Here is a 24,090-nt window from a genome sequence, read left to right as displayed (position 1 = left end):
TGGTTACATCTTAAGCGCGGTGTGCAGATCAGCATACCTGATTATGTGGGTAGAGAAACGCGTTTATTGGCCTGACCTTTGAGCCTTAGGTTCAATCACTCAGGCCATTTTAATGGGCTTCAATGGCCTGACCATTGGGCCTTTTACTTCTCTAAATACACCGGATTTTAGTGAGTACTTTATGAGGTAATCATGACAACCATCACCGCTCTTCGCGTCGACGACGTTCGTTTTCCGACCTCCGCGCAGCTCGACGGCTCGGATGCCATGAATCCCGATCCTGATTACAGCGCGGCCTACGTGACGCTAGAAACAGACGATCCGGCGTTATCCGGTTATGGGCTGACGTTCACCATTGGGCGCGGCAATGAAATTTGCTGCGCGGCGATTCGCAGCCTGCAACATCTGGTGGTTGGACGCACGCTGGAAAGTATCCGCGACAATATGGGGCAGTTCTGGCGCGATATAACGAGCGACAGCCAGCTGCGCTGGATCGGACCTGACAAAGGCGCGATCCACCTGGCAACGGGTGCGGTGGTGAATGCTGTCTGGGATCTATGGGCGCGTGCCGAGCAAAAACCGCTGTGGCGATTGGTGGCTGACATGACACCGCAAGAATTGGTGCGCTGTATCGATTTCCGCTATTTAAGCGACGCGATTACGCCGCAGGAAGCGCTGCAACTCCTGCAACGACAGGAATCGGGTAAGGCGCAACGCATCGCCAGCCTCGAACAGAACGGTTATCCCTGTTACACCACGTCGGCTGGCTGGTTGGGTTACAGCGATGAAAAGCTGCGCGGCCTTTGCCAGCAGGCAGTCGATGCCGGGTTTAACTTTGTGAAGCTCAAAGTCGGGCAGGATCTTGAGGATGATATTCGCCGCGTGCGCATTGCTCGCGAGGTGCTGGGCGAGAATCGTCAACTGATGATCGACGCGAATCAGGTATGGGAAGTGGATGAGGCGATTCGCTGGGTAAAAGCGCTCTCCTTTGCGCGCCCGTGGTTTATCGAAGAACCCACCAGCCCGGACGACATTGAAGGTCACCGTAAAATCCGCGAAGGGGTGCTGCCGGTGAAAGTCGCGACCGGCGAAATGTGCCAGAACCGCATCATCTTTAAACAGCTGATGATGCGCGGTGCGATTGACGTGGTGCAGATTGATGCTTGTCGTCTTGGTGGCGTCAATGAAGTGCTGGCAGTGATGCTAATGGCGGCGAAATACAATCTGCCGGTCTGCCCACACGCGGGCGGCGTTGGGCTGTGTGAATACGTTCAGCATCTGTCGATGATTGACTATGTTGCTATCGCCGGAACCCACGAAGGACGCGTCATAGAGTATGTTGACCATCTGCATCAGCACTTCAAAACGCCGTGTGAAATCCGTGGCGCCGCCTACATGCCGCCGCGTGAACCGGGCTATTCCATTGAGATGTATCCCGAATCCATCGCCGAATATCGCTTTCGGGGAAATGTTTAATGCTGCGGATCGATGCACATCAACACTTCTGGCATTACCAGCCGGAGGCGTTTAGCTGGGTCGACAATTCGGCGCTAAAGCAGGATTTCTTGCCCGCGCAATTACGGTCCGAGCTGAGCGCGGCGAAGATCGACGGCTGCATTGCGGTGCAGGCACGGCCCTGTGAAGCGGAAAATCAATTCTTATGCGACCTGGCGGCGCGCCATGACGAGATCCTCGGCGTAGTGGGGTGGATCGATCTGCAGCAGCCCGATCCGGTCGCCTTGGATCCGCGCTGCTGCGGCTTTCGTCATCCGGTGCAGGACGAAGCCGATCCTGTGGCGTGGCTGGCTTCTGACGTAGTGGCGCGTGGCATGCGTCAGTTGCAACAGCAGCAGTTCAGTTGGGATCTGTTGGTCACTCATCACCATATGCAGCAGGCCGCTGTTTTTGCTCAACGCCACGATGCGCACTGGATAGTACTTGATCACCTCGGTAAACCCGATATTGCGGCGGGAGCTGAACAGTGGAAGCAGCAGATCGCCCCGCTGGCGGCGTTGCCTCATGTGGTGTGCAAATTGTCAGGGTTAGTCACGGAAGCGGGCGCGGGCTGGCAAGGCGCGCAGCTACTGCCATTTTTTGATGCGGCGCTGGCGCTGTTCGGGCCATCACGCTTGATGTTTGGCTCCGATTGGCCAGTTTCGCAGGGCGAAGCCCGCTATCAACAGGTGTGTGATCTGTGCCAGCAGTTGACACAAACGCTGTCGCAGCCCGAGCAGCAGGCGATTTGGGGCGGAACCGCTCAGCGTGTTTATCTCAAGGGGAATACAGCATGAATCTGTTTCTGACCAACAAAGTGGTGATCGTGACCGGCGGCGGTTCGGGCATCGGTGCCGCCATTAGCCAGCAACTGGTGGAGGAGGGCGCGATTCCGGTGATTGTCGCCAATCAACCGCCCGCTGACGCCTGGTTTGAACAACTGCAACAGCAACAACCGCAGGCGCTGTTTATCGCCGCCGAACTGAGTGATGAAACGCAATGCCGCGCTGCAGTAGAACAGACGCGGGCACGTTTTGATCGTATCGATGGCTTGGTAAATAACGCGGGAGTGAATGATGGCGTCAGCCTTGAAGCGGGGCGCAGCGCGTTTGTCGCCTCGCTGGAAAAGAACCTCATCCATTTCTATCAAATGGCGCACGACTGTTTGCCTGCGCTGCGTCAATCGCAAGGTGCCATCGTCAACATTGGCTCCAAAACTGCCCTAACTGGGCAAGGTGATACCAGCGGTTATTGCGCGTCAAAAGGGGCGGTGCTGGCGTTGACGCGTGAATGGGCCGCCTCGCTGTTGCAGGATGGCATTCGCGTCAATGCGGTGATCCCGGCTGAAGTGATGACGCCACTTTATGAACGCTGGATTGCCACCTTTGACCAGCCTGATGACAAGTTGGCAGAGATCACTCGCCGTATTCCGCTCGGCCAGCGCATGACCACACCGCAGGAGATCGCCAACAGCGTGGTGTTTTTGCTTTCCGCACGCGCGTCGCATACCACCGGGCAATGGTTGTTTGTCGATGGCGGCTACGTTCACCTTGATCGAGCATTAGGAGGATGAGTCGCCGTTTCTGTCAGGCGCTGGATTTGATCGACGATCCGGCACTTATCGCGGAGTACCAACAGCTGCATCAGCGCATCTGGCCAGAAGTGGCTGCGGCGATGCGGCAGCATGGCATTGAGGAGATGGAGATTTATTGCCTCGGCAACCGCCTGTTTATGGTGGTGGAGGTAAACGACACGTTTAACGGGCAGCAGTATGCAACGCATTGCCAACAGGATCCGGTGATCCAACGCTGGGAAACGCTGATGTGGAAATTTCAGCAGCCTACGCCATGGAGCGCAGCGGGCGAAAAATGGGCGCTGATGCCACGCATCTTTGCCCTCAGCACGCAGTCGGAATAAAACACTTTGGTGAGGAAATTCTATGTTTGCACAAAAAGAGTCGCTACGCGGTCGTCGGGCCAGCAGCGCAAGCGTCAGCACGCGTTGGGCGTTCATGCTGGTAACCAGCCTGTTTTTCATGTGGGGATTGTCGTATGGGCTGCTCGATGTTTTAAACAAACACTTTCAGTTAACGCTTAATGTCAGTAAAGCGCAGTCGGGTTTATTGCAGGCGGCCTACTTTGGCGCGTATTTCATCGTTGCGCTGCCTGCGGGTTATTTCATGGATCGTCGCGGCTATCGCGCAGGTATTATCCTGGGATTACTGTTTTACGCGGCGGGCGCGCTGCTGTTTATCCCGGCGGCCAGCGCCAACAGCTTCGCGCTGTTTCTGTTTGCCCTGTTTGTCATTGCCTGCGGATTAGGTTGTCTGGAAACGGCTGCGAATCCATTCGCTACGGTTTTAGGCGATCCCAACGGGGCTGAGCGAAGGCTTAATCTGGCGCAATCGTTTAATGGATTAGGTCAATTTATGGGGCCGTTAATTGGCGGCGCGATGTTCTTCTCCTCTCAGCAACCCGCCAGCGGGGCGCAGGAGAGCGTGAAATTCACCTATGTCGCGATTGCGGTGCTGGTGTTACTGATTGCGTTTCTGTTTAGCCGCACGACGATGCCGGATGTCCGTGAGGCGCAAGATCAAAAAGATCTGCAGCAAGGTGCGACCCGCAGTTTGTGGCAGCATAAACACTTTACCGGCGCGGTGATTGCCCAGTTTTTCTATATAGCGGCCCAGGTTGGCGTTGGCGCATTCTTCATTAACTACGTTACTGAGCATTGGGCAGATATCAGCAACGCAACAGCCGCTTATTTGCTATCGGTGGCGATGATCGCGTTTATGGTTGGCCGCTTCTTCTCAACCTGGCTGATGGGGCGTATTCGTCCAGCCACGCTATTGGCTGTGTACGCCATCATCAACGTGGCGCTGTGCGCGTTGGTAGTTTCAGGTATTGAGCGCGTGGCGGTGGTGGCGCTGATTGCGGTGTTCTTCTTTATGTCGATCATGTTTCCCACACTGTTTGCGATGGGGGTCAAAAATATGGGCGCGCAGACTAAACGTGCCAGCTCATTCATGATCATGTCAATTGTAGGCGGGGCGATTATGCCGTGGTTTATGGGCTCAATGGCCGACCATTTCGGCACAGCATCGGCTTACAGCTTGCCGCTGCTCTGTTTTGTCGTGGTGTTTAGGTATGCGTTAAGTCAACGCAAGGCGGTATAAACAGATCGGCCCACTTTTCAGTGGGCCGATTCGCATTACGCGGTGTGGTTTTCGGTGCTCATGCGTGCCAGATCTTTGTCGACCAGGAACAAACCGTTACCGCTGTTGCTGACCAGCGCCAGTTTATCCAGCACGGTTTTGAACAGCTTCTCTTCTTCGTGCTGCTCAGACACGTACCATTGCAGGAAGTTAAAGGTGGAGTAATCTTGCGTGGTCATCGAAAAATGCGCCAGTTCATTGATTTTACTGGTGATAAGCTGCTCATGTGCCAGCGCTTGCTCTAAAATTTCGTTCAGTGAGGTGAAAGCAACCGGCGGTGCTGCGATAGTGCCAAGAACCGGCATGGCACCCGTATCACTCAGGTAATCAAACAGGCGCTGCATGTGTTCCATCTCTTCACGAGAGTGCATTTTCAGGAAGGAGGCGGCACCTTCAAAACCTTTGTCGCTGCACCAGGCGCTCATCTGCAGATAAAGATTGGCGGAGAAAAATTCCAGATTTAACTGGTCGTTCAAACGCCCGGTCATTTCGGCGGTTAGCATGATCGCGTCCTTTTAGAATAGGTTAATTAAACAGGTGAGATGCGGTGGATTATGCATCAAATCGGTTAAGAAAGTGAAGCCTTTTCCTTAAAAACGGCTAGATTATCATATTGATTTAAAAAGAATTATTCCATGTTTTGAATGCGAGCGATTATCATTGTTGTCCGTTTTTAGCCTTTGTCGCCTCTTATCTTTCTCCGCACCTTATTAGTGCATCGCGACTGTTCAATAATAGTGCGTCTGGCGAAAAACTGTTTTATTTTCCTTCAAAGTGATTTCATCCAGAAATAATACCGATGACGGCAAAGTAAAAAGATAAATAATAATCCGCTAAAGCTGGGCGTTATTTATCCAAAATTATCAGCACGGGAAAACATTAATTTCATAAGTCGGTAAATAACAGTCTCTGGCATAAATCCTGCTTAGAACTCAGTTCCATATATTGCAACTTGTCGCTGGATAGATAACGGCAAAGCTGAAAATGCAGGAGATGTTATGTCAGATGAAAATATATTAACCACGTCAGAAAAGGTTACGGCTAGCAAAGGCAGTTATCTGGCACTGATCTTTGCCATTCTGTTTTTTTCAGGACTCTTATACAAAGTTGATGGCCTGTCATGGCTTGGCGCTTTTGACTTCACCACGCTGGGCGGCAGTTTCGGTACGATGAAAGATCCCGCCAGCAATACCTTTCTCGGCGCGGGCGGTCTGAGTGCAAAAGCGGGATTCCTGTTCGCGCTCTCTCTGACACCCACGGTGATGCTGGCGCTGGGCGTGCTGGAAATCTTTACCCATTACGGCGCGATTCGTGCGGCGCACAAGCTGCTGACCCCCTTATTAAAACCGCTGATGGGATTACCGGGACGCTGTGGCCTGGCACTGATCACGGATCTGCAAAGCACCGACGCGGGCGCGGCATTAACCAAAGAGATGTATGACCAAAAACAGGTGACGAAAAAAGACATTGTGGTGATGAGCGCCTGGCAATATTCCGGGGCCGGATTAATTAATAATTATTTTGCGATCGGTTCAGCCCTGTTTGCCTCAATGACGCTGCCGATCATTATTCCGCTAGCGCTGATGTTTGTCCTGAAATTTGTCGGTGCGGCAATAACCCGCTTCGTGTTAAACAGTGTTTATAAGAAGGATTTCATCGATGGAAAATAATAACGCCGTCAAAGTCAGTCAAAATCCTTTCGATGTTTTCGTCACGGGTGCACGCAAGGGCTTTCATATTGCCATTCACAACCTGATGCCGAATGTGGTGATGGCATATGTGTTGGCGGAAGTGCTGAATCTGCTTGGCATCATGCAGTTTCTGGGGCACGTATTTGAACCGTTGATGGGGCTGTTTGGCCTGCCAGGTGAAGCGATAACCGTGCTGCTTACCGCGTGGCTTTCCTCGTCTGCCGGAACCGGCGTTGCGGTTAGCCTGTTGACTAAAGGCTTGCTGACGGGTGCGGATATCACCATTTTAGCGCCCGCCATTTTCCTGATGGGTTCGCAGCTGCAATATATGGGACGCCTGCTGGGCGTTGCGGATGTACCCAAAAAATACTGGCCGCTGCTGATGCTGGTGAGCATCGTCAACGCGCTGATTGCCATGTTTGTTATGCGCCTGTTTGTCTAGGAGAGAAGCCGTGTCTAACGTTTTAGAGCATTACCATTATCTGCACGAAATCCCGGAGCTGGGATTTGAAGAGATCAAAACCTCAGCGTATATCGCCGACCAGCTGGAAAAAGCGGGTTTAAAAGTCACGCGCGGCATCAATAACACCACCGGCATTGTGGCGGAAATTGACAGCGGCGTGCCTGGCCCGGTGCTGGCGCTGCGTGCCGATATGGACGCGCTTGGCCATATCATTGACGGTGTGCCGTGTGCGCGACATACCTGCGGACATGATGGTCACTCTTCCGTGGTGCTTACCGCCGCGCAGGAATTATTAAAAGAGGGTGCGGTAAAACGTGGGCGGCTAAAAATTCTGTTTCAACCTGCGGAAGAGCTGGGCGCCGGTGCGCTGGCCATGGTTGAAGGCGGCGCGATTGACGATGTGGATATGATTTTTGGTTTCCACGTTCGTCCGCTGGAAGAGTGTGTTGTAGGGCAGGCGGTACCAGCGGTGCTCTATTCCGCTTGCAGCACGCTAGAAGCGACGATTAAAGGTCAGCCTGCTCATGCGGCGCGTCCACATTTGGGCGTTAACGCGCTGGATGCCGCGGTTCAGGCGGTGCAGGCAGTGAACACCATTCATCTGTCGCCTGGTTTAAACTGGAGTGTAAAAGCAACGCGTTTTCTGTGCGATGCTGGCGTCACCAACTCAGTGCCCGATGAAGCGCGCGTAGTCTGGGATCTGCGTTCACAAGAGAATGGGCCAATGGTGTTGCTGAAAGAGAAGGTGACGCAAGCCATTATTAACAGCGTGGCTGCGCTGGGCGCTCAGGCTGACGTAGTCGTGTTGAAAGAGATGCCTGCCGCAGAAATTCATGACGAGGCGACAGCGATTATTCGTGACGCAATTGTTGATGTGTTGGGTGAAGATGGCTTACTGGACACTAAAACCACACCTGGCAGTGAAGACTTTTTCTATTACCCCGTGAAGCGTCCGGGCGTGAAAGCCGGTTTCTGGGGATTAGGGACGAATTTGGTGCCGGGGCTGCATCATCCTGATATGCATTTTGACCTGAACTCGCTGGAGATTGGCGTTAAGATTTTTAAATCATGCGTGGGTAAAGTGCTGGGATAAGCGGGATTGTGCTTTTTTGGGGGCGAGGTCGTTTGCCCTCACCTCAATCCTCTCTCATAAATAGGGAGGGAGACGCTGCTTTATGTTAGCTCGTAACTCGCATGCGGCAGTGTCTCCTTCCTCCGCTTCGCGGGGGAAGGCCGGGATAGGGGATAGCGCGCACCTCACGGGGATAGCGCACACCTCACACACATTCACTCTACCTCACCGCAACAGCCTGTAGGCCGCGCCAACAAAATATTGTATGCTATGCCGCCTTAATGCTGACTGGGTAACCGGGATTGCCGCCAATGTAACTTCGCGCTTAAATGCCGACGAAAAATAATCGCATTCGGCACCGATTACCTGCCGGTAAGGTTCTACCGGCCATCGTGATTTATCAGCAGCGCCTGGCAATACACTATGCCGCCGCGCTGCCCCGTTGAGAAGAATTCACTCATGTCTAATCCCATTTTAGAAGAGGTGGCACGCCGCCGCACCTTCGCGATCATCTCGCACCCCGATGCCGGTAAAACCACTATTACCGAAAAAGTCCTGCTGTTCGGACAAGCAATCCAAACCGCCGGTACAGTAAAAGGCCGTGGCTCCAACCAGCACGCCAAATCTGACTGGATGGAAATGGAGAAACAGCGCGGCATCTCCATCACCACCTCAGTGATGCAGTTCCCGTATCGTGATAGCCTGGTTAACCTGCTGGATACCCCAGGACACGAAGACTTCTCGGAAGATACTTACCGCACGCTAACCGCCGTTGACTGCTGTTTGATGGTGATTGATGCCGCGAAAGGCGTCGAGGATCGTACCCGTAAGTTGATGGAAGTGACACGTCTGCGCGATACGCCGATCCTGACCTTCATGAACAAACTTGACCGTGACATCCGCGATCCGATGGAAGTGCTGGATGAAGTTGAGAGCGAGCTGAAAATTGCCTGCGCGCCCATTACCTGGCCAATTGGCTGCGGCAAATTGTTTAAAGGTGTTTATCACCTTTATAACGATGAAACCTATCTCTACCAGACCGGTAAAGGTCACACCATTCAGGAAGTGCGCGTTGTAAAAGGACTGGATAACCCCGATCTTGATGCAGCGATCGGTGAAGAGCTGGCTGCTCAGCTGCGTGAAGAGCTGGAGCTGGTGCAGGGCGCCTCGCACGAGTTCGAGCGCGAAGCTTTTCTTGCAGGCAAGCTGTCGCCGGTGTTCTTCGGCACCGCGTTAGGTAACTTCGGTGTGGATCATATGCTGGATGGTTTAGTTGCCTGGGCACCTACGCCAATGCCGCGCAAAACCGACACCCGCGTAGTCGAAGCTAAAGAAGAGAAGTTCACCGGCTTCGTGTTTAAGATCCAGGCCAATATGGATCCAAAACATCGCGACCGTGTAGCGTTCATGCGTGTGGTCTCCGGTAAATATGAAAAAGGCATGAAACTGCGTCAGGTTCGGACCGGAAAAGACGTGGTCATTGCCGATGCGCTGACGTTCATGGCAGGCGACCGTTCTCACGTTGAAGAAGCGTATCCGGGCGATATCATCGGGCTGCACAACCACGGTACCATTCAGATTGGTGACACCTTTACCCAAGGTGAAAACATGAAGTTCACCGGCATTCCGAACTTCGCGCCAGAGCTGTTCCGCCGCATTCGTCTGCGCGATCCGCTCAAGCAGAAACAGCTGCTGAAAGGCTTGGTTCAGCTCTCTGAAGAGGGCGCGGTACAAGTGTTCCGTCCTGTACATAACAACGATCTGATTGTGGGTGCGGTTGGTGTGTTGCAGTTCGACGTGGTCGTCGCGCGCCTGAAGAGTGAATACAACGTTGAAGCGATTTATGAAGCGATCAACGTGTCGACCGCGCGTTGGGTTGAATGCAGCGATGCGAAGAAGTTCGAAGAATTCCAACGTAAAAATGAGGTTAACCTCGCGTTGGATGGCGGCGATAATCTGACTTATATCGCGCCCACCATGGTGAATTTGAACATCACTCAGGAACGTTATCCTGAAGTGAAATTCCGCAAAACACGCGAGCATTAATCGTTTCACAGTAGCCATTCTATACGCTAAATAATTCGAGTTGCAGCAAGGCGGCAAACGCGTAAAGCCCGATGATCTTACCGTTGTAGGTGATTCGGGTGAGAAACAGCCGTTAACGCCTCTGCCGCTTGAAGGTGGATGGGTATACTTAAGAGTGGCTCTGTTTTCCCCTGTTACAGACTCTTCCTAAAAACACACCGTTTCGCCTATTTCGACCAGCTATCAACCAGTTACTCCGGCAAAATCCAAAATACCGACTATCATTGTTCTATCGGACGGCGAAAGAGACGTTTCTTCTCCTTGCGTCCAGTATTGCAGTAGCGCCGTTTGCTACTGTCGCGCCTACGGTTGTGGGTGAGTTAACTGATAGAAGGAATATATCGATGAAGAATACTAAGATTGCTAAAACCCTGATTGCCGCGATGGTAGGTTCTGCTTTACTGAGCGGCAGCGCGCTGGCTGAAGATTCAATGTCGCAAAAAGCACAGCAGACTGCAGACAGCACGGGTTCGAAAATCGATAGTTCTATGAAAAAAGTCGATGGTTTTATGGACGACAGCGGCGTAACTGCCAAAGCTAAAGCCGCTCTGGTAGATGACGAAGCCATTAAAAGTACGGATATCTCAGTTGAAACGCATCAAGGCGTTGTGACGTTAAGCGGTTTTGTCACTTCACAGGATCAGGCTGAAAAAGCGGTGGCCCTGGTGCAGAAGGTTGAAGGTGTTAAATCCGTCAGCGATAAACTACACGTTAGAGACAGCAAATCTCAGTCAATGAAAGGTTATGCAGGCGATGCTGCAACAACCAGCGAAATTAAAGCTAAGCTATTAGCGGATGACATTGTTCCGTCGCGCAAGGTGAAAGTTGAAACAACCGATGGCGTTGTTCAGCTCTCAGGTACCGTTGAGAACAAAGCTCAGTCAGATCGTGCTGAAGGTATCGCAAAAGCTATCGAAGGCGTGAAAAGCGTTAAGAATGACCTGACGGTTAAATCTTAATGGTGAACGTGCGGCATTTTCGAATGCCGCACGAATAAGAAAACCCATCCTGGGCTCAAATAAGCAGTTCGATTTTCACTATTGGTAAGGAGAGGCTTATGTTTCGTTGGGGCATTATTTTTCTGGTAATCGCGCTGATTGCCGCAGCGTTAGGTTTTGGTGGTTTAGCCGGCACAGCAGCATGGGCGGCTAAAGTTGTCTTCGTTGTTGGTATTATCCTGTTCCTCATCAGCCTGTTCACTGGCCGTAAAAAACTTTAGCCGATGAGTCTTGCAGTTTAATGCGAACCAAGTACGCATAAAGCGGAGACCAGTCATCTGTAGCGAAAGGTGTGAGGAACGGAAATCCTCATCACGCTACAATGGGCAGGCGGCATTAAGCCGCCTGCCCGGTTAAGGAAATCATGACTGGTTCTCCGGAATGCTGCGAACAACAACGGAAAAAATCCCTCAGCCATTCTGACCGAGAACCCCTTTCGAGGTTCAGACATTGGGCATACGCATACCTGTCACACTTGGGGCGATCGAACCCCTTGCGCTTACACCGTTCAAAGCAAAAAAAATGGCGTTGGTATGTGAAGGTGGCGGACAACGCGGCATCTTTACTGCCGGTGTACTAGATGAATTTCAACGCGCTAACTTCAATCCCTTTCACTTAATGCTTGGCACCTCCGCGGGTGCGCAAAACTTGTCAGCATTTGTCTGCGCGCAACCGGGCTACGCTCGCCGCGTTATTACGCGTTACACCACCAGTAAACTCTTTTTTGATCCCCTGCGTTTTGTGCGTGGCGGCAATCTGATCGATCTTGATTGGCTCATTGAAACCACCCGCAGTGAATTCCCGCTTGAAATGGCCACTGCGCAAACCCTGTTCAGTAGCGGCCGCGAGTTTTATATGTGTGCGTGCCGCAGCGACGACTATTCACCGGGCTACTTTGCGCCTACCCGCGACAACTGGCTAAACATCATTAAAGCGTCAAGCGCGATCCCTGGCTTTTACCGGCTTGGGGTTGATCTTGAAGGCATCAGTTATCTGGATGGCGGTATCAGCGACGCCATTCCGGTGCGGGAAGCGGCGAAGCGCGGCGCAGATACCATTGTGGTGATACGCACTGTGCCGTCGCAAATGTCTTATACGCCTAAATGGTTCAAACGGATGGAGCGTTGGTTAGGTGAAAGCGCGCTGAAGCCGATGATCCATGTGCTTAATCATCATGAGCAGAGTTATCGGGAAATTCAGCAATTCATCGAACAGCCGCCCGATAACTTACGTATTATTGAGATCTTTCCGCCGCGTGCGCTGGCCAGCAATGCGTTAGGTAGCCGCATATCGTCGCTGAATCAGGATTACCATTTGGGACGTCGTTGTGGTCGCTACTTTCTCGCCACGCTGGGACAATGGTTGAGTGATGCCGAGCCGTTTATGCAGCATGCGGCGATTACGCCGCCTGCGCCGGTAGCGAACGCGCCGGACACGCGTGCCATCATCACGCCGCCGTTGGCGGGTAACGACGCCGATTACGATAAAGGATCGCTGGCATGAGATTTATCGACACCCATTGTCACTTCGATTTTCCGCCCTTCGTTGATGATGCGGAACAGAGCATCGCCCGCGCCGCCGAAGCAGGCGTAGAAAAAATCATTGTGCCTGCGGTAGATGTCAGCCGTTTCGCCGTGGTGTGCCAGCTGGCTGCCGATCATCCGGCGCTCTATGCCGCGTTGGGTCTGCATCCGATTGTAATTGAGTCGCACCAGGATGTGCATCTGGATAAATTGGAAGCCTACCTCAAGCAGCCACCCGAAAAGCTGGTGGCGATTGGTGAGATCGGATTGGATCTCTATCGCGAGGATCCGCAATTCGACAAGCAAGAGCGTTTGCTGGATGCACAGCTCAGGCTGGCAAAAAATTACGATCTGCCGGTCATTTTGCATTCACGTCGCACGCACGACAAGCTCGCACTGCATCTGCGCCGCCACGACTTGCCCCGGCGCGGCGTGGTGCATGGATTTGCTGGCAGCCTGCAGCAGGCGCAGGCGTTTATCAAACTTGGTTACGCTATTGGCGTGGGCGGCACCATTACGTATGAACGCGCCAGTAAAACTCGCCAGACCATTGCCCAGTTACCGCTGGAATCGCTGTTACTGGAAACCGATGCACCGGATATGCCGTTAAACGGCTTTCAGGGCCAACCCAATCGTCCCGAACGGGCACGTCTGGTGTGGGAAACGCTGTGTAGCCTGCGCAATGAATCCCCGCAGCAGATTGCCGATGCACTGTGGCTAAACAGCCAAACGGTATTTCGGTTCTCCTGCTAAATCCTAAATCATTGAAATCACTGAATCTTGCTCAGGCAATTCATCTTCTGCTGTGCGGCATACAGCTATAATCCTTCTTTCCCACATTCGGCCGTGTGATTGACTAAGCTGAATACAAATACTGGCACGATTATTCGGCAAATGTGATAATAATAACATTGTCGCTGTTGGCGTATTGTTACGCTGGCAAGCTGTTATTTGTGATATTTATCACTCTATCAGTACCGAATTTGCAGTCTGACCTTACCTTGATGTGACTCTCACCACATAAACCATCGGCTGCATTTGTTAGTATTGTCACATTCACTCGGCCCGCTTGCTGGCCGCGACCGAACCTGTTGGAGAGCATCATGACCGATATTAAAGCGCAAGCACTGCGCGCGCTGAAACTGATGGATTTAACCACGCTGAATGAAGATGACACCGACGCAAAAGTCATTGCGCTGTGCCATCAGGCGAAGTCACCGGCTGGCAACACGGCCGCGATTTGTATCTATCCGCGCTTTATTCCTGTTGCACGCAAAACGCTGCGCGAGCAGGGTACGCCAGAGATTCGCATTGCGACCGTGACCAATTTTCCACACGGCAATGATGATATCGATATCGCGCTGGCTGAAACCCGCGCCGCCATTGCTTACGGTGCCGATGAAGTCGATGTGGTATTTCCTTACCGTGCGCTGATCGCCGGCAATACGCAGATCGGTTTCGATCTGGTGAAAGCCTGTAAAGAAGCTTGTGCCGCAGCGGATGTGCTGCTGAAAGTGATTATCGAAACGGGCGAACTTAAAGAAGAAGCCTTGATTCGTCAAGCTTCTGAAATTGCCATTGATGCGGGTGCAGACTTCATCAAAACCTCAACCGGTAAAGTACCGGTTAACGCGACGCCGGAAGTGGCGCAGATCATGATGAGTGTCATTCGCGATAAAGGCGTGAAGCAGCAAGTTGGCTTCAAGCCCGCTGGCGGCGTGCGTACGGCGGAAGATGCTGCGATCTATCTTCAGATAGCGGAAGAGACGCTGGGCGCCGACTGGGCCGATGCGCGCCATTTCCGCTTTGGTGCTTCCAGCCTGCTGGCTAACCTGCTGAATACGCTGGGCCATAACAGCGAAACCAGCAAATCCGGTTATTAATTCTTTAGGCGGTCATTGGCCGCCTTTCTAACACCGACCTTCCCTTTGTAAGGGGGCTACCTTGTTCCTGGCTCAAGAAATCATCCGCAAAAAACGTGACGGCCACGCGCTGAGTGAAGAAGAGATTCGCTTTTTCATCAACGGCGTGCGCGATAACAGCGTTTCCGAAGGTCAGATTGCCGCGCTGGCGATGACCATCTATTTTCACGATATGACGCTGCCTGAACGTGTGGCGTTAACCATGGCAATGCGTGATTCCGGTACGGTATTGAACTGGAAATCACTGAATTTAAATGGTCCGCTGGTCGACAAGCACTCAACCGGCGGCGTAGGTGATGTTACGTCACTGATGCTTGGCCCCATGGTGGCTGCCTGCGGCGGTTACATTCCGATGATCTCCGGACGCGGCCTTGGGCATACGGGCGGCACACTGGATAAACTGGAAGCAATTCCCGGTTTTGACATCTTCCCGAGCGACGATCGCTTCCGCCAGATCATCAAGGAAGTCGGCGTCGCAATTATCGGTCAGACTAATTCACTGGCACCGGCTGACAAGCGCTTTTACGCCACGCGCGATATCACCGCCACCGTTGACTCTATTCCGCTGATCACCGCGTCGATTCTGGCGAAAAAGCTCGCCGAAGGTTTAGATGCGCTGGTGATGGATGTGAAAGTCGGTTCCGGTGCTTTCATGCCCACTTACGAAGCCTCGGAAAACCTGGCGCAGGCGATCGTTGGTGTGGCCAATGGCGCGGGTTGTAAAACCACCGCGCTGCTTACCGATATGAATCAAGTGCTGGCATCTACCGCCGGGAATGCGCTGGAAGTGCGTGAAGCGGTGCGTTTCCTCACCGGCCAGCAGCGTAATCCACGCCTGCTGGAAGTGACGCTGGCGCTGTGCAGCGAGATGCTGATCTCGGGCAAACTGGCGGCAGATGACGCCGAAGCGCGTCAAAAACTGATGCAGGTGCTGGACAACGGCGCTGCTGCGGAGATTTTTGGTCGCATGGTGGCCGCGCAGAAAGGGCCAGTCGACTTTGTTGAGCGTTACGATGCTTATCTGCCGGCACCCACGCTGAGTAAAGCGGTTTACGCCGATCAGCCCGGTATTGTTAGCAGCATGGATACGCGTGCGCTTGGCATGGCCGTGGTGGGCATGGGCGGCGGGCGTCAACGGGCCAGCGACAGCATCGATTATAGCGTTGGCCTGAGCGATATGATCATGCTCGGCGAGCGTGCCGATACCGAGCGACCGCTGGCGGTGATTCATGCCAGCAGCGAAGCTAACTGGCAGCAAGCGGCAAAAGCCCTTAAAGCCGCCATTAAACTTAGCGACAGGGCGCCCGCCGCCACGCCGGTGGTCTATCGCCGCGTGACTGAAGCCGGTTAAATAATACAATCGGTGCCAGCCGCAAAGCATTCGGGTATACTGATCTGATCGCTTTTTTTTGACTTGTCACGCGCACAGGCGCAGGAGACTTGCATGAAACGTGCTTTTATAATGGTTCTCGACTCCTTTGGAATCGGCTCCAGCAAAGACGCTGAAAAATTCGGTGACGCAGGTTCAGACACTTTAGGCCATATCGCTGAAGCCTGTTTAAAAGGTGAAGCGGACAAAGGACGCAAAGGTCCGTTGCATCTGCCGAATCTGACCGCATTAGGTTTGGGTAAAGCCGCAGAATTATCTACCGGACGCTTCCCGGCTGGCCTCGATCCAGAGGCAAAAATCACTGGCGCTTATGCTTTCGCCAGCGAACTCTCTTCCGGTAAAGATACGCCATCTGGCCACTGGGAAATTGCCGGTGTGCCGGTTTTGTTCGACTGGGGTTACTTCAGCGACAAAGAAAACAGTTTCCCGCAGGAATTGCTGGATAAACTGGTTGAGCGCGCAGAGTTACCGGGCTATCTCGGCAACTGCCACTCATCGGGTACGGTGATCCTCGACCAACTGGGCGAAGAGCACATGAAATCGGGCAAGCCGATTTTCTACACCTCTGCGGATTCCGTGTTCCAAATCGCTTGTCACGAAGAGACGTTTGGCCTGGATCGCCTCTATGCGCTGTGTGAAATCGCGCGCGAAGAGTTGACCGAAGGGGGCTACAACATCGGCCGTGTGATTGCTCGTCCGTTTGTGGGCGATAAAGCGGGGCATTTTGAGCGTACCGGCAATCGCCACGATTTAGCTGTGGAACCGCCATCGGCGACCATGCTGAAAAAACTGGTAGATGAGAAGGGCGGTCACGTGATTTCCGTGGGTAAAATTGCGGATATTTACGCCGAGCAAGGCATTACCAAAAAGGTTAAAGCCACCGGACTTGATGCGCTGTTTGATGCCACGATCAAAGAGATGAAGCAAGCGCCTGATCAATCCATTGTGTTTACTAACTTCGTTGATTTTGACTCAACGTGGGGACATCGTCGTGATGTTGCCGGTTACGCAGGGGGGCTGGAGCTGTTTGATCGTCGTCTGCCGGAGCTGATGGCATTGGTGGAAGAAGATGACATTTTGATCCTGACCGCCGATCACGGCTGCGATCCTACCTGGGAAGGCACTGAACATACGCGCGAGCACATTCCCATTCTGATCTACGGCCCTAAAGTAGAGCCTGGCTCGCTTGGCTACCGCGATACCTTCGCGGATATCGGCCAGACAATTGCACACTATTTTGGCCTGTCCAGCATGGACTACGGCAAGAACATGCTGTAAAGCAGCTATTTAAAAAGGATAACGAACAATGGCAACTCCTCACATTAATGCAGAAATGGGTGATTTCGCGGACGTCGTACTGATGCCTGGCGATCCGCTGCGTGCCAAGCACATTGCAGAAACCTTTCTGGAGAACCCGGTTGAAGTGAACAACGTGCGCGGCATGTTGGGTTACACCGGCACGTACAAAGGTCGCAAAATTTCGGTGATGGGCCACGGCATGGGCATTCCGTCTTGCTCGATCTACACCAAAGAGCTGATCACCGATTTCGGCGTGAAAAAGATTATTCGTGTGGGTTCCTGCGGCGCGGTACGTGCAGATGTGAAACTGCGTGATATCGTGATTGGTATGGGTGCATGTACCGATTCGAAAGTGAACCGTATGCGTTTTAAAGATCATGACTTTGCAGCGATTGCTGACTTTGACATGGTGCGCAACGCGGTTGACGCGGCTAAAAACCTGGGCGTTGATGCGCGCGTAGGTAACATCTTTTCTGCGGATCTTTTCTATACCCCAGATCCACAAATGTTCGACGTGATGGAGAAGTACGGCATCCTCGGCGTTGAAATGGAAGCGGCGGGCATTTACGGCGTAGCTGCGGAATTTGGCGCTAAAGCGCTGACTATTTGTACCGTTTCTGACCATATTCGCACGCACGAGCAGACCACTGCGGCTGAGCGTCAGACCACCTTTAACGACATGATTAAGATCGCATTAGAGTCTGTCTTGCTGGGCGATTAATCGCGCGTTAAGTGCGAGGTCGTTTGTCCCCCACCTCAGTCCTCCCCCACGCATGGGGGAGGAAGACGCTGCAACATGCGAGTATTGAAGTTAAATGTGGCAGCGTCTCCTTCCCCCGCTTCGCGGGGGAAGGCCGGGATGGGGGACAGCGCGCAGATGAGATAGTTTGTCCCCCACCTCGGTCCTCTTAAGTGCGAGGTCGTTTGCCCCCCACCTCGGTCCTCCCCCACGCGTGGGGGAGGAAGATGCTGCCATATGCGAATATTGAAGCTAAATGTGGCAGCGTCTCCTTCCCCCGCTTTGCGGGGGAAGGCCGGGATGGGGGACAGCGCGCACCTTCCCTCTCGTAACATCTTCATTAAATGACACACTTTTGCCCAGGCTTGTGCATCTTCGCGCTGGCGCTGTGGGGAGAGCGCTTTATTATTAGCGCGACAACGAATAATAAACACACCGCTAAATAATGCCTCCTGATGAATTTTCGTAATTTCGAAGCTGAAGAAAAGCTGTTTGTCCGTCGCGCGGCGGCGGCCTTTGCGCTGGTCGTTATCTGTTTTACTGTTTTGGGTATCAACCTGTATCGTTTACAGGTGCGCGATCACAGCTATTACCAGACGCGATCCAATCAAAACGATATCAAAATGATCCCAATCGCCCCAACGCGCGGGTTAATTTACGATCGCAACGGCATTCCTTTGGTGCGCAATGTTTCCTGGTACGACATCACGCTGACACCCTATAAAATCAATGACATGCAAGCCACGCTGAAAGCGCTGACGCCACTGGTTGATCTCACACCCGACGACCTGGAAAGCTTCCAACGCACGCTGAAACAGAGCAGCCGTTACAAGCCGGTGATCTTGAAATCCGAGCTCACCGACGAACAGGTTGCCCGTTTCTCGGTAAATCAGTTCAATTTCACCGGCGTTAGTATCGATACTTATCAGGACCGCCAATATCCTTATGGCGCTGATTTAGCGCACGTGCTCGGTTATGTCTCTAAAATCAATGATAACGACTACAAACGGCTGAATGCGCAGGGCATAGCGGAAAACTACGCAGCCGATCACAACATCGGCAAGCAGGGAATTGAAGGGTATTACGAGTCGGTGCTGCACGGTAAAACGGGTTATCAGGAAGTGGAAGTGGATAACCACGGACGCATTGTGCGAGTGCTAAAAGAAGTGCCACCGCTTGCGGGTAAAAACATTACGCTGACGCTGGATCTGCACCTGCAACAGTATGTTGAAAGCCTGCTTGCGGGTCAGCGTGCGGCGCTGTTAATTGAAGATCCCCATGATGGATCGGTGCTGGCGATGGTTTCCAGCCCCAGCTACGATCCGAATCCTTTCGTCAAAGGCATCAGCTATAAAGCCTATGAAACGCTGCTACAGGATAAAAACCTGCCGCTGATCAACCGCGTTACTCAAGGTCTTTATCCTCCGGCCTCGACGGTTAAACCTTATATGGCGATGTCGGCGCTGCTGACAAAAGTGATTACGCCGCAAACCAGTTTCTTTGGCGCACCAACCTGGACGTTGCCCGGCACCGATCGGCGTTATCGTGACTGGAAAAAGAGCGGTCACGGCATGTTGGATGTCACTAAAGCGATTGAGGAATCTGCCGACACCTTCTTCTATCAGGTGGCGTTTATGATGGGCATCGACCGTATTCACACCATGCTCAGCCAGTTTGGTTACGGCAAACCCACCGGCATCGATTTGAACGAAGAGTATAATGGCCTGTTACCGAGCCGTGAATGGAAGCTGAAGGTCCATAAAAAAGGGTGGTATCAAGGCGATACGGTGTCGGTAGGCATTGGGCAAGGCTATTGGATAGCGACGCCGATTCAGATGGTTAAAGCGATGGTCACGCTGATTAACAATGGTCACGTAATCGCACCGCATCTGCTGGAGAAAACGCAGCGTGGTAAGCTGGTTGAGATGTATCAACCGAAGCTGCCGCAAGCCCAGGTTGGTGAGGCTAATTCACCTTACTGGTCGCTGGTGCGCCACGCGATGTTTGGCATGGCGAATGCGCCAAACGGCACCGGTTATAAATACTTTCACACTGCGCCGTATGGCATTGCAGCCAAGAGCGGCACCTCGCAGGTGTTTAGCCTGAAACAGAACCAAACCTATAATGCCAAAATGATTCCGGTTCGCTTACGTGACCATATTTTCTACACCGCGTTTGCGCCATTCAACGATCCCAAAGTGGCAGTTGCCTTGATTCTGGAGAATGGCGGCGGCGAAGGCGTAACGGCCGCACCCGTCATGCGGCAGATTCTTGATCACATATTCATTCCGCCGACCACGCCACCGCCGGTGCAAATGGCGCAGCAGAAGCCATGAAAAAAGGGGCTTAGCCCCTTTTTTAATTAAACTATATCCGTTCTCATTTTTTACTTAAATTATGGGCGATGTGGGTTTAATAAATTTTATTGAATTGATGCTGTTTTTACAGCGCCAATTTAAATGACTGGCAAAAAAAAGAATTAAATATATTTGAAGTATAAGGTCTTGAAAGCTTCGCCTAATCAATAAGCAACGTCACACGTTGAGCTTCTAATTCAGGTATCAGGCGCATTAGTAAGAGCGATTGTATGTCGAAAGTTTCCAGGCTCTTACTCAGGTCAAGGCATGAAGACCAGACGTAACGATCTCATTACCCGCGCTGCGGGGCGTATCAAAAATAGAGGTGGGATAAACATAAAAACAGCCGGTTGGCTACCGGCTGTTTACCCTATTTTTTAAGCGCTTCAGTGACGTGGCTAATGGCACGAACCACTTCGGTAGAACTGTTGCGGATATCGGCAATCATGCCGCCCGCTTCCTGTGCGAGAATCACACCTTGATCGGCGCGTTTAAGGTTGGATTCAATTCCTTTTAATGCCTTATTCGCCAGTAGATGGTTCTGCTGCACCCTGTTCTCAATTTCCGTGGTGGCACGGTTAATATTGGCAGCCAGAGTGCGTACTTCATTAGCGACAACGGCAAAGCTACGTCCATGCGTTCCGGCACGTGCAGCTTCAATTGCAGCATTAAGTGCCAGCAGATTGGTTTGATCAGCAATACGGCGAATGCTCTCAACGATAAAGCCAATGCGATCGGATGAATCGCTCAGACCTGAGATATCCCCCGAAATACCGTGTAACTCGCCTGCCAGTTCGTTCATGGTTTGCACGCTGTTAGCAATAACGTCAGCGCCCAGTTTGGTGCTTTCACTGGTTTGCAGCGCAGTTTGATAAGCCTGCTGTGCAGCTTTACGCTCTTGCTGGTTTTTCTCAACCTGTGCGGTGACATCAGTGGCAAATTTCACCACTTTATACAGCTCACCGTTTTCGTTGAAAACCGGATTGTAGGTTGCCCGCAACCACAGGGTGCGGCCTTGCTTATCAACGCGTGGAAACTGACCAGAGACAAATTCACCCCGGTTCAACTGTTGCCAAAGTGCTTTGTATTCGGCGCTTGTACGCATCTCTGCCGAGCAAAATATGCTGTGATGCACTCCCTTGATTTCATCGATGCGATAACCCATGGTTTTAAGGAAGTTATCGTTGGCTTTGAGCACTTCGCCTTTCAGGTTAAAAGCAATCACCGCCATTGATCGCTCGATAGCGGTGGTCATTGAACGCTGCTCTTGCGCATCAATAATATGTTCGGTGATATCGTTGGCGAGTTTGACAATTTTAAACACGCGGCCGCTGCGATCTTGTACCGGCACATAGTTGGCTTCGAGCCACACCGGTAGACTGTTTTTGGCTACGCGCAGAAACTTATCGCTGAAACTTTCGCCGCGATTCAACCGCTGCCAGAAATCGCGATACGCTCTGGATTGAAGCAGATCGGACGTACAAAACATGCTGTGATGCTGGCCTTTGATTTCATCCAGCGTATAACCCATACGCTCAAGAAACAGCGTGTTGGCGGTGAGAATGGTGCCTTCTGGTGAGAATTCGATCATAGCAATCGAATCTTTTAATGAATGCATTGTTGCCGATGAGTGCGCACGCTTTTGCCAGGCAAGGCGTGAAACGACTCCTGATGTAATGGTGGAGAACATGGTTGAACCTTTTTATTAGTGTTAGTCTTCATTACATTTTATCGGCGGTTGCGTTTAAAAATTCAGCGGATGTCGACTTGTTTACACAAAATTTCACCCATGATTCTTAGGGTTGATGGAAAAGGCGTCAGTCGATTTCAATTTTGTTAAAAGCGTTTGACGCTAAAAGTCAGTTAGGGTTTAATGCGCCCCGTTGCCCGAATAGCTCAGTCGGTAGAGCAGGGGATTGAAAATCCCCGTGTCCCTGGTTCGATTCCGGGTTCGGGCACCATATTTAAAGAACCCGCCTCTGGCGGGTTTTTGCGTTTTTGCGGGTCGAACCCGTTCATCGAACGTTCGATGATCTCGCCACATCCCTGTGGCTCGCCCTGCGGGTCATCGCGCAGGCGCGCTGAGCAAAAATGCTCCCGGCATTTTTGTCCGGGTTCGGGCACCCTATTTAAAGAACCCGCCTCTGGCGGGTTTTTGCATTTTTGCGGGTCGAACCCGTTCTCGAACGTTCGATGATCTCGCCACATCCCTGTGGCTCGCCCTGCGGGTCATCGCGCAGGCGCGCTGAGCAAAAATGCTCCCGGCATTTTTGTCCAGGTTCGGGCACCCTATTTAAAGAACCCGCCTCTGGCGGGTTTTTGCATTTTTGCGGGTCGAACCCGTTCTCGAACGTTCGATGATCTCGCCACATCCCTGTGGCTCGCCCTGCGTCTTAGCTGCTGGCTACAGCGCACAAAGCCGAGCTTAGTATGCTGTAGCCAGCTCAGATTTAATGGAATAAGCATCCCCCTCTAGCCCTGCTACAGCATAGGCATTTGCTAACTAAGCAGTAGGACGTTCATTCCATGCATCAGTGTACTGGATGTTGCCATCCACAATGCACCAGGTGATTTTTTCATACTGCATACTGACGCTTTCCGAGTGATTCATCTTATCGTTGCCAGACAATTTCACATTGGGTACACCACAGTGAACGCTAGTAATTTTCACATTTTCTAGTAGCACCGTGTAGTAACAGACCTCTTGCCCCGCATCGCTGATATTATAGAAGCGGATTTCAGCACTTTTTAATGTCTGCCCGGTAGCGGCGGCTTTATAAAGATACGGCGTTGAGCTATCAACTTCCTTTTCAATCCGCAATGGAGAGTGCTGGCGGGTGCCATTGATTTTTCCGGCTGCGGTGTCAACCGGTAGGCTGATGCCGTGACTTAATCCGATGATCTCAATGCTGCCTTCACGATCATGCACATCGACAGGACCTCTAATGTCTGCGCCGCCATCGTCTTTAAGCCACATATACGGAGGGATTGGCATTTAACTGCTCCTTATTTTTCGTATTAACTTCATTGTTAAAATGTAAATAATTAGGGTTATAGAAAACACAGAGATTATTGAGATATAAAAATACAGGTCGTAAAAGTTGTCAGCCCCTATTTCACCGTCGCCATAAAGGAATTTCGCAATGCGAGTGGCTAAATCTTGGTCAAACCATAATTCAGGGCTGCCCAGCATTCGTCCGACGATTAAAGAGATAGCGAAATAGAAAATAACTTTTGATGCTCTACGGACAAGTGTTGTTATTGCCACTGGCAATTACCTCAATCCATCCGCGCGCCATCAATGATTTCATGCAGGGAACCGGCATAGGTGTAGTCTGCATTAGTGCGTCACGAATCAGCGCGTAATCGGCGTTATGGACTAAGGTGATACATCCCTCCGATATACGCCCGGGGTGCAACCTGAACAATCCGCGTTTGACTCCCTCAATCCATGAGTGGTCGTCAATAGTCCAGTCATCCCTGAACAAAGCAAACCATTCGTCACGACCAAACTCAGCGCCGTTATAAATTCTGTTATAGAGATCTTGTGACTGCGCTTTTAACCGCGAGAAGATCCCTCCACCACCGCGCTCTACAATCCAGTATTTACCCGGTGGTATGGGTCCCTCATCAGGGATTGCTCCACACGCAGCGTTATTCATGTATACGCCTTTGCCGGAGAACGCCATGAAAACGCCAACGCCGTATAGGTTAAAAGGCACGTAATCTGCGCCGTTCAGAATCAGTGTTCCATTCAAAGCCATAGCTCATCCAATATCCATATAGTAACCATGCGTTACCATATCGATAATTGAACTTTAGAGCCATCAGTTATTAGAGTTA

The 24,090-nt window shown here is 52.0% G+C and carries 22 protein-coding genes and 1 tRNA gene; 19 read left to right on the top strand and 4 right to left on the bottom strand.

From position 1 onward, the window contains the following. Positions 1–192: 192 nt before the first annotated feature. Genes ACF2G4_RS11310 through fucP form a run of 5 tightly spaced genes read left to right on the top strand, consistent with a single transcriptional unit; the run spans position 193 to position 4,669 of the window. Positions 193–1,476 carry an L-fuconate dehydratase gene (locus tag ACF2G4_RS11310; protein WP_332625788.1) on the top strand — a complete coding sequence of 428 codons (1,284 nt, stop codon included), beginning with the start codon at positions 193–195 and terminating at the stop codon, positions 1,474–1,476. Next, positions 1,476–2,291, top strand: a complete 816-nt coding sequence (locus ACF2G4_RS11305) for an amidohydrolase family protein (RefSeq protein WP_409074840.1) — start codon at positions 1,476–1,478, stop codon at positions 2,289–2,291. The genes ACF2G4_RS11310 and ACF2G4_RS11305 overlap by 1 nt, the downstream gene beginning before the upstream one ends. Then, complete coding sequence (locus ACF2G4_RS11300; protein WP_409074839.1) at positions 2,288–3,067, top strand: SDR family oxidoreductase; 780 nt, start codon at positions 2,288–2,290, stop codon at positions 3,065–3,067. The genes ACF2G4_RS11305 and ACF2G4_RS11300 overlap by 4 nt, the downstream gene beginning before the upstream one ends. Next, positions 3,064–3,411, top strand: coding sequence for an L-rhamnose mutarotase (locus ACF2G4_RS11295; RefSeq protein WP_215845607.1), 348 nt, complete (start codon positions 3,064–3,066; stop codon positions 3,409–3,411). The genes ACF2G4_RS11300 and ACF2G4_RS11295 overlap by 4 nt, the downstream gene beginning before the upstream one ends. A gap of 22 nt (positions 3,412–3,433) precedes the next feature. Beyond that, the gene (fucP, locus tag ACF2G4_RS11290) at positions 3,434–4,669 is read left to right on the top strand and encodes an L-fucose:H+ symporter permease (protein WP_409074838.1); all 1,236 of its coding nucleotides are present in this window, start codon (positions 3,434–3,436) and stop codon (positions 4,667–4,669) included. A gap of 35 nt (positions 4,670–4,704) precedes the next feature. Here fucP and ftnA read toward each other — a convergent pair whose 3' ends face one another. Further along, entirely contained in the window at positions 4,705–5,211 is a 507-nt protein-coding gene (gene ftnA, locus ACF2G4_RS11285; protein WP_215845609.1) for a non-heme ferritin, read from the bottom strand. A 495-nt stretch (positions 5,212–5,706) separates the two neighbouring features. Between ftnA and ACF2G4_RS11280 the strand changes: the two genes are divergently transcribed. From ACF2G4_RS11280 to mrdA, 13 genes are all read left to right on the top strand, one after another. Next, complete coding sequence (locus ACF2G4_RS11280) at positions 5,707–6,378, top strand: nucleoside recognition domain-containing protein (RefSeq protein WP_243078963.1); 672 nt, start codon at positions 5,707–5,709, stop codon at positions 6,376–6,378. Continuing rightward, a complete protein-coding gene (locus tag ACF2G4_RS11275; RefSeq protein WP_243078964.1) occupies positions 6,368–6,841 on the top strand; it encodes a YjiG family protein in 474 nt (157 codons plus the stop codon). The genes ACF2G4_RS11280 and ACF2G4_RS11275 overlap by 11 nt, the downstream gene beginning before the upstream one ends. Before the next feature lie 10 nt (positions 6,842–6,851). Further along, on the top strand, positions 6,852–7,955 hold the full coding sequence (locus tag ACF2G4_RS11270; protein WP_409074837.1) for a M20 peptidase aminoacylase family protein: 1,104 nt from the start codon (positions 6,852–6,854) through the stop codon (positions 7,953–7,955). Positions 7,956–8,393: 438 nt separating this feature from the next. After that, on the top strand, positions 8,394–9,980 hold the full coding sequence (prfC, locus tag ACF2G4_RS11265; RefSeq protein ID WP_370661480.1) for a peptide chain release factor 3: 1,587 nt from the start codon (positions 8,394–8,396) through the stop codon (positions 9,978–9,980). A 383-nt stretch (positions 9,981–10,363) separates the two neighbouring features. Continuing rightward, complete coding sequence (osmY, locus tag ACF2G4_RS11260) at positions 10,364–10,978, top strand: molecular chaperone OsmY (RefSeq protein ID WP_215848218.1); 615 nt, start codon at positions 10,364–10,366, stop codon at positions 10,976–10,978. Positions 10,979–11,076: 98 nt separating this feature from the next. Next, positions 11,077–11,238: a DUF1328 domain-containing protein gene (locus tag ACF2G4_RS11255; RefSeq protein WP_003848537.1), complete on the top strand. Its 162-nt coding sequence runs from the start codon at positions 11,077–11,079 to the stop codon at positions 11,236–11,238. Between the two features lie 229 nt (positions 11,239–11,467). After that, positions 11,468–12,520 carry a patatin family protein gene (locus ACF2G4_RS11250; RefSeq protein ID WP_409074836.1) on the top strand — a complete coding sequence of 351 codons (1,053 nt, stop codon included), beginning with the start codon at positions 11,468–11,470 and terminating at the stop codon, positions 12,518–12,520. Continuing rightward, entirely contained in the window at positions 12,517–13,293 is a 777-nt protein-coding gene (locus ACF2G4_RS11245) for a TatD family hydrolase (protein ID WP_409074835.1), read from the top strand. The genes ACF2G4_RS11250 and ACF2G4_RS11245 overlap by 4 nt, the downstream gene beginning before the upstream one ends. A 350-nt stretch (positions 13,294–13,643) precedes the next feature. Next, positions 13,644–14,423, top strand: coding sequence for a deoxyribose-phosphate aldolase (gene deoC / locus ACF2G4_RS11240; RefSeq protein ID WP_243078968.1), 780 nt, complete (start codon positions 13,644–13,646; stop codon positions 14,421–14,423). A 61-nt stretch (positions 14,424–14,484) separates the two neighbouring features. Continuing rightward, complete coding sequence (deoA, locus tag ACF2G4_RS11235; RefSeq protein WP_243078969.1) at positions 14,485–15,813, top strand: thymidine phosphorylase; 1,329 nt, start codon at positions 14,485–14,487, stop codon at positions 15,811–15,813. Positions 15,814–15,906: 93 nt separating this feature from the next. Then, positions 15,907–17,130, top strand: coding sequence for a phosphopentomutase (deoB, locus tag ACF2G4_RS11230; protein ID WP_243078970.1), 1,224 nt, complete (start codon positions 15,907–15,909; stop codon positions 17,128–17,130). A gap of 28 nt (positions 17,131–17,158) precedes the next feature. Then, entirely contained in the window at positions 17,159–17,872 is a 714-nt protein-coding gene (gene deoD / locus ACF2G4_RS11225; RefSeq protein ID WP_215845615.1) for a purine-nucleoside phosphorylase, read from the top strand. A gap of 473 nt (positions 17,873–18,345) precedes the next feature. Continuing rightward, complete coding sequence (gene mrdA, locus ACF2G4_RS11220; RefSeq protein ID WP_215845616.1) at positions 18,346–20,226, top strand: penicillin-binding protein 2; 1,881 nt, start codon at positions 18,346–18,348, stop codon at positions 20,224–20,226. 391 nt (positions 20,227–20,617) lie between these two features. On the opposite strand, the gene ACF2G4_RS11215 is transcribed toward mrdA, so the two are convergent. After that, a complete protein-coding gene (locus tag ACF2G4_RS11215) occupies positions 20,618–21,937 on the bottom strand; it encodes a methyl-accepting chemotaxis protein (protein WP_409074834.1) in 1,320 nt (439 codons plus the stop codon). A gap of 195 nt (positions 21,938–22,132) precedes the next feature. On the opposite strand from ACF2G4_RS11215, the gene ACF2G4_RS11210 reads away from it, so the two are divergent. Further along, positions 22,133–22,208, top strand: a tRNA-Phe gene (locus ACF2G4_RS11210). A 542-nt stretch (positions 22,209–22,750) separates the two neighbouring features. Here ACF2G4_RS11210 and ACF2G4_RS11205 read toward each other — a convergent pair. Continuing rightward, positions 22,751–23,242, bottom strand: coding sequence for a type VI secretion system tube protein TssD (locus ACF2G4_RS11205; RefSeq protein ID WP_215845620.1), 492 nt, complete (start codon positions 23,240–23,242; stop codon positions 22,751–22,753). A gap of 247 nt (positions 23,243–23,489) precedes the next feature. After that, positions 23,490–24,011 carry a DUF2778 domain-containing protein gene (locus ACF2G4_RS11200; protein ID WP_243078971.1) on the bottom strand — a complete coding sequence of 174 codons (522 nt, stop codon included), beginning with the start codon at positions 24,009–24,011 and terminating at the stop codon, positions 23,490–23,492. Positions 24,012–24,090: the final 79 nt, after the last annotated feature.

The organism is Pantoea phytostimulans (assembly GCF_046118715.1).
Classification (GTDB): domain Bacteria; phylum Pseudomonadota; class Gammaproteobacteria; order Enterobacterales; family Enterobacteriaceae; genus Pantoea; species Pantoea phytostimulans.
This window is presented reverse-complemented; position numbering and strand designations above follow the sequence as displayed.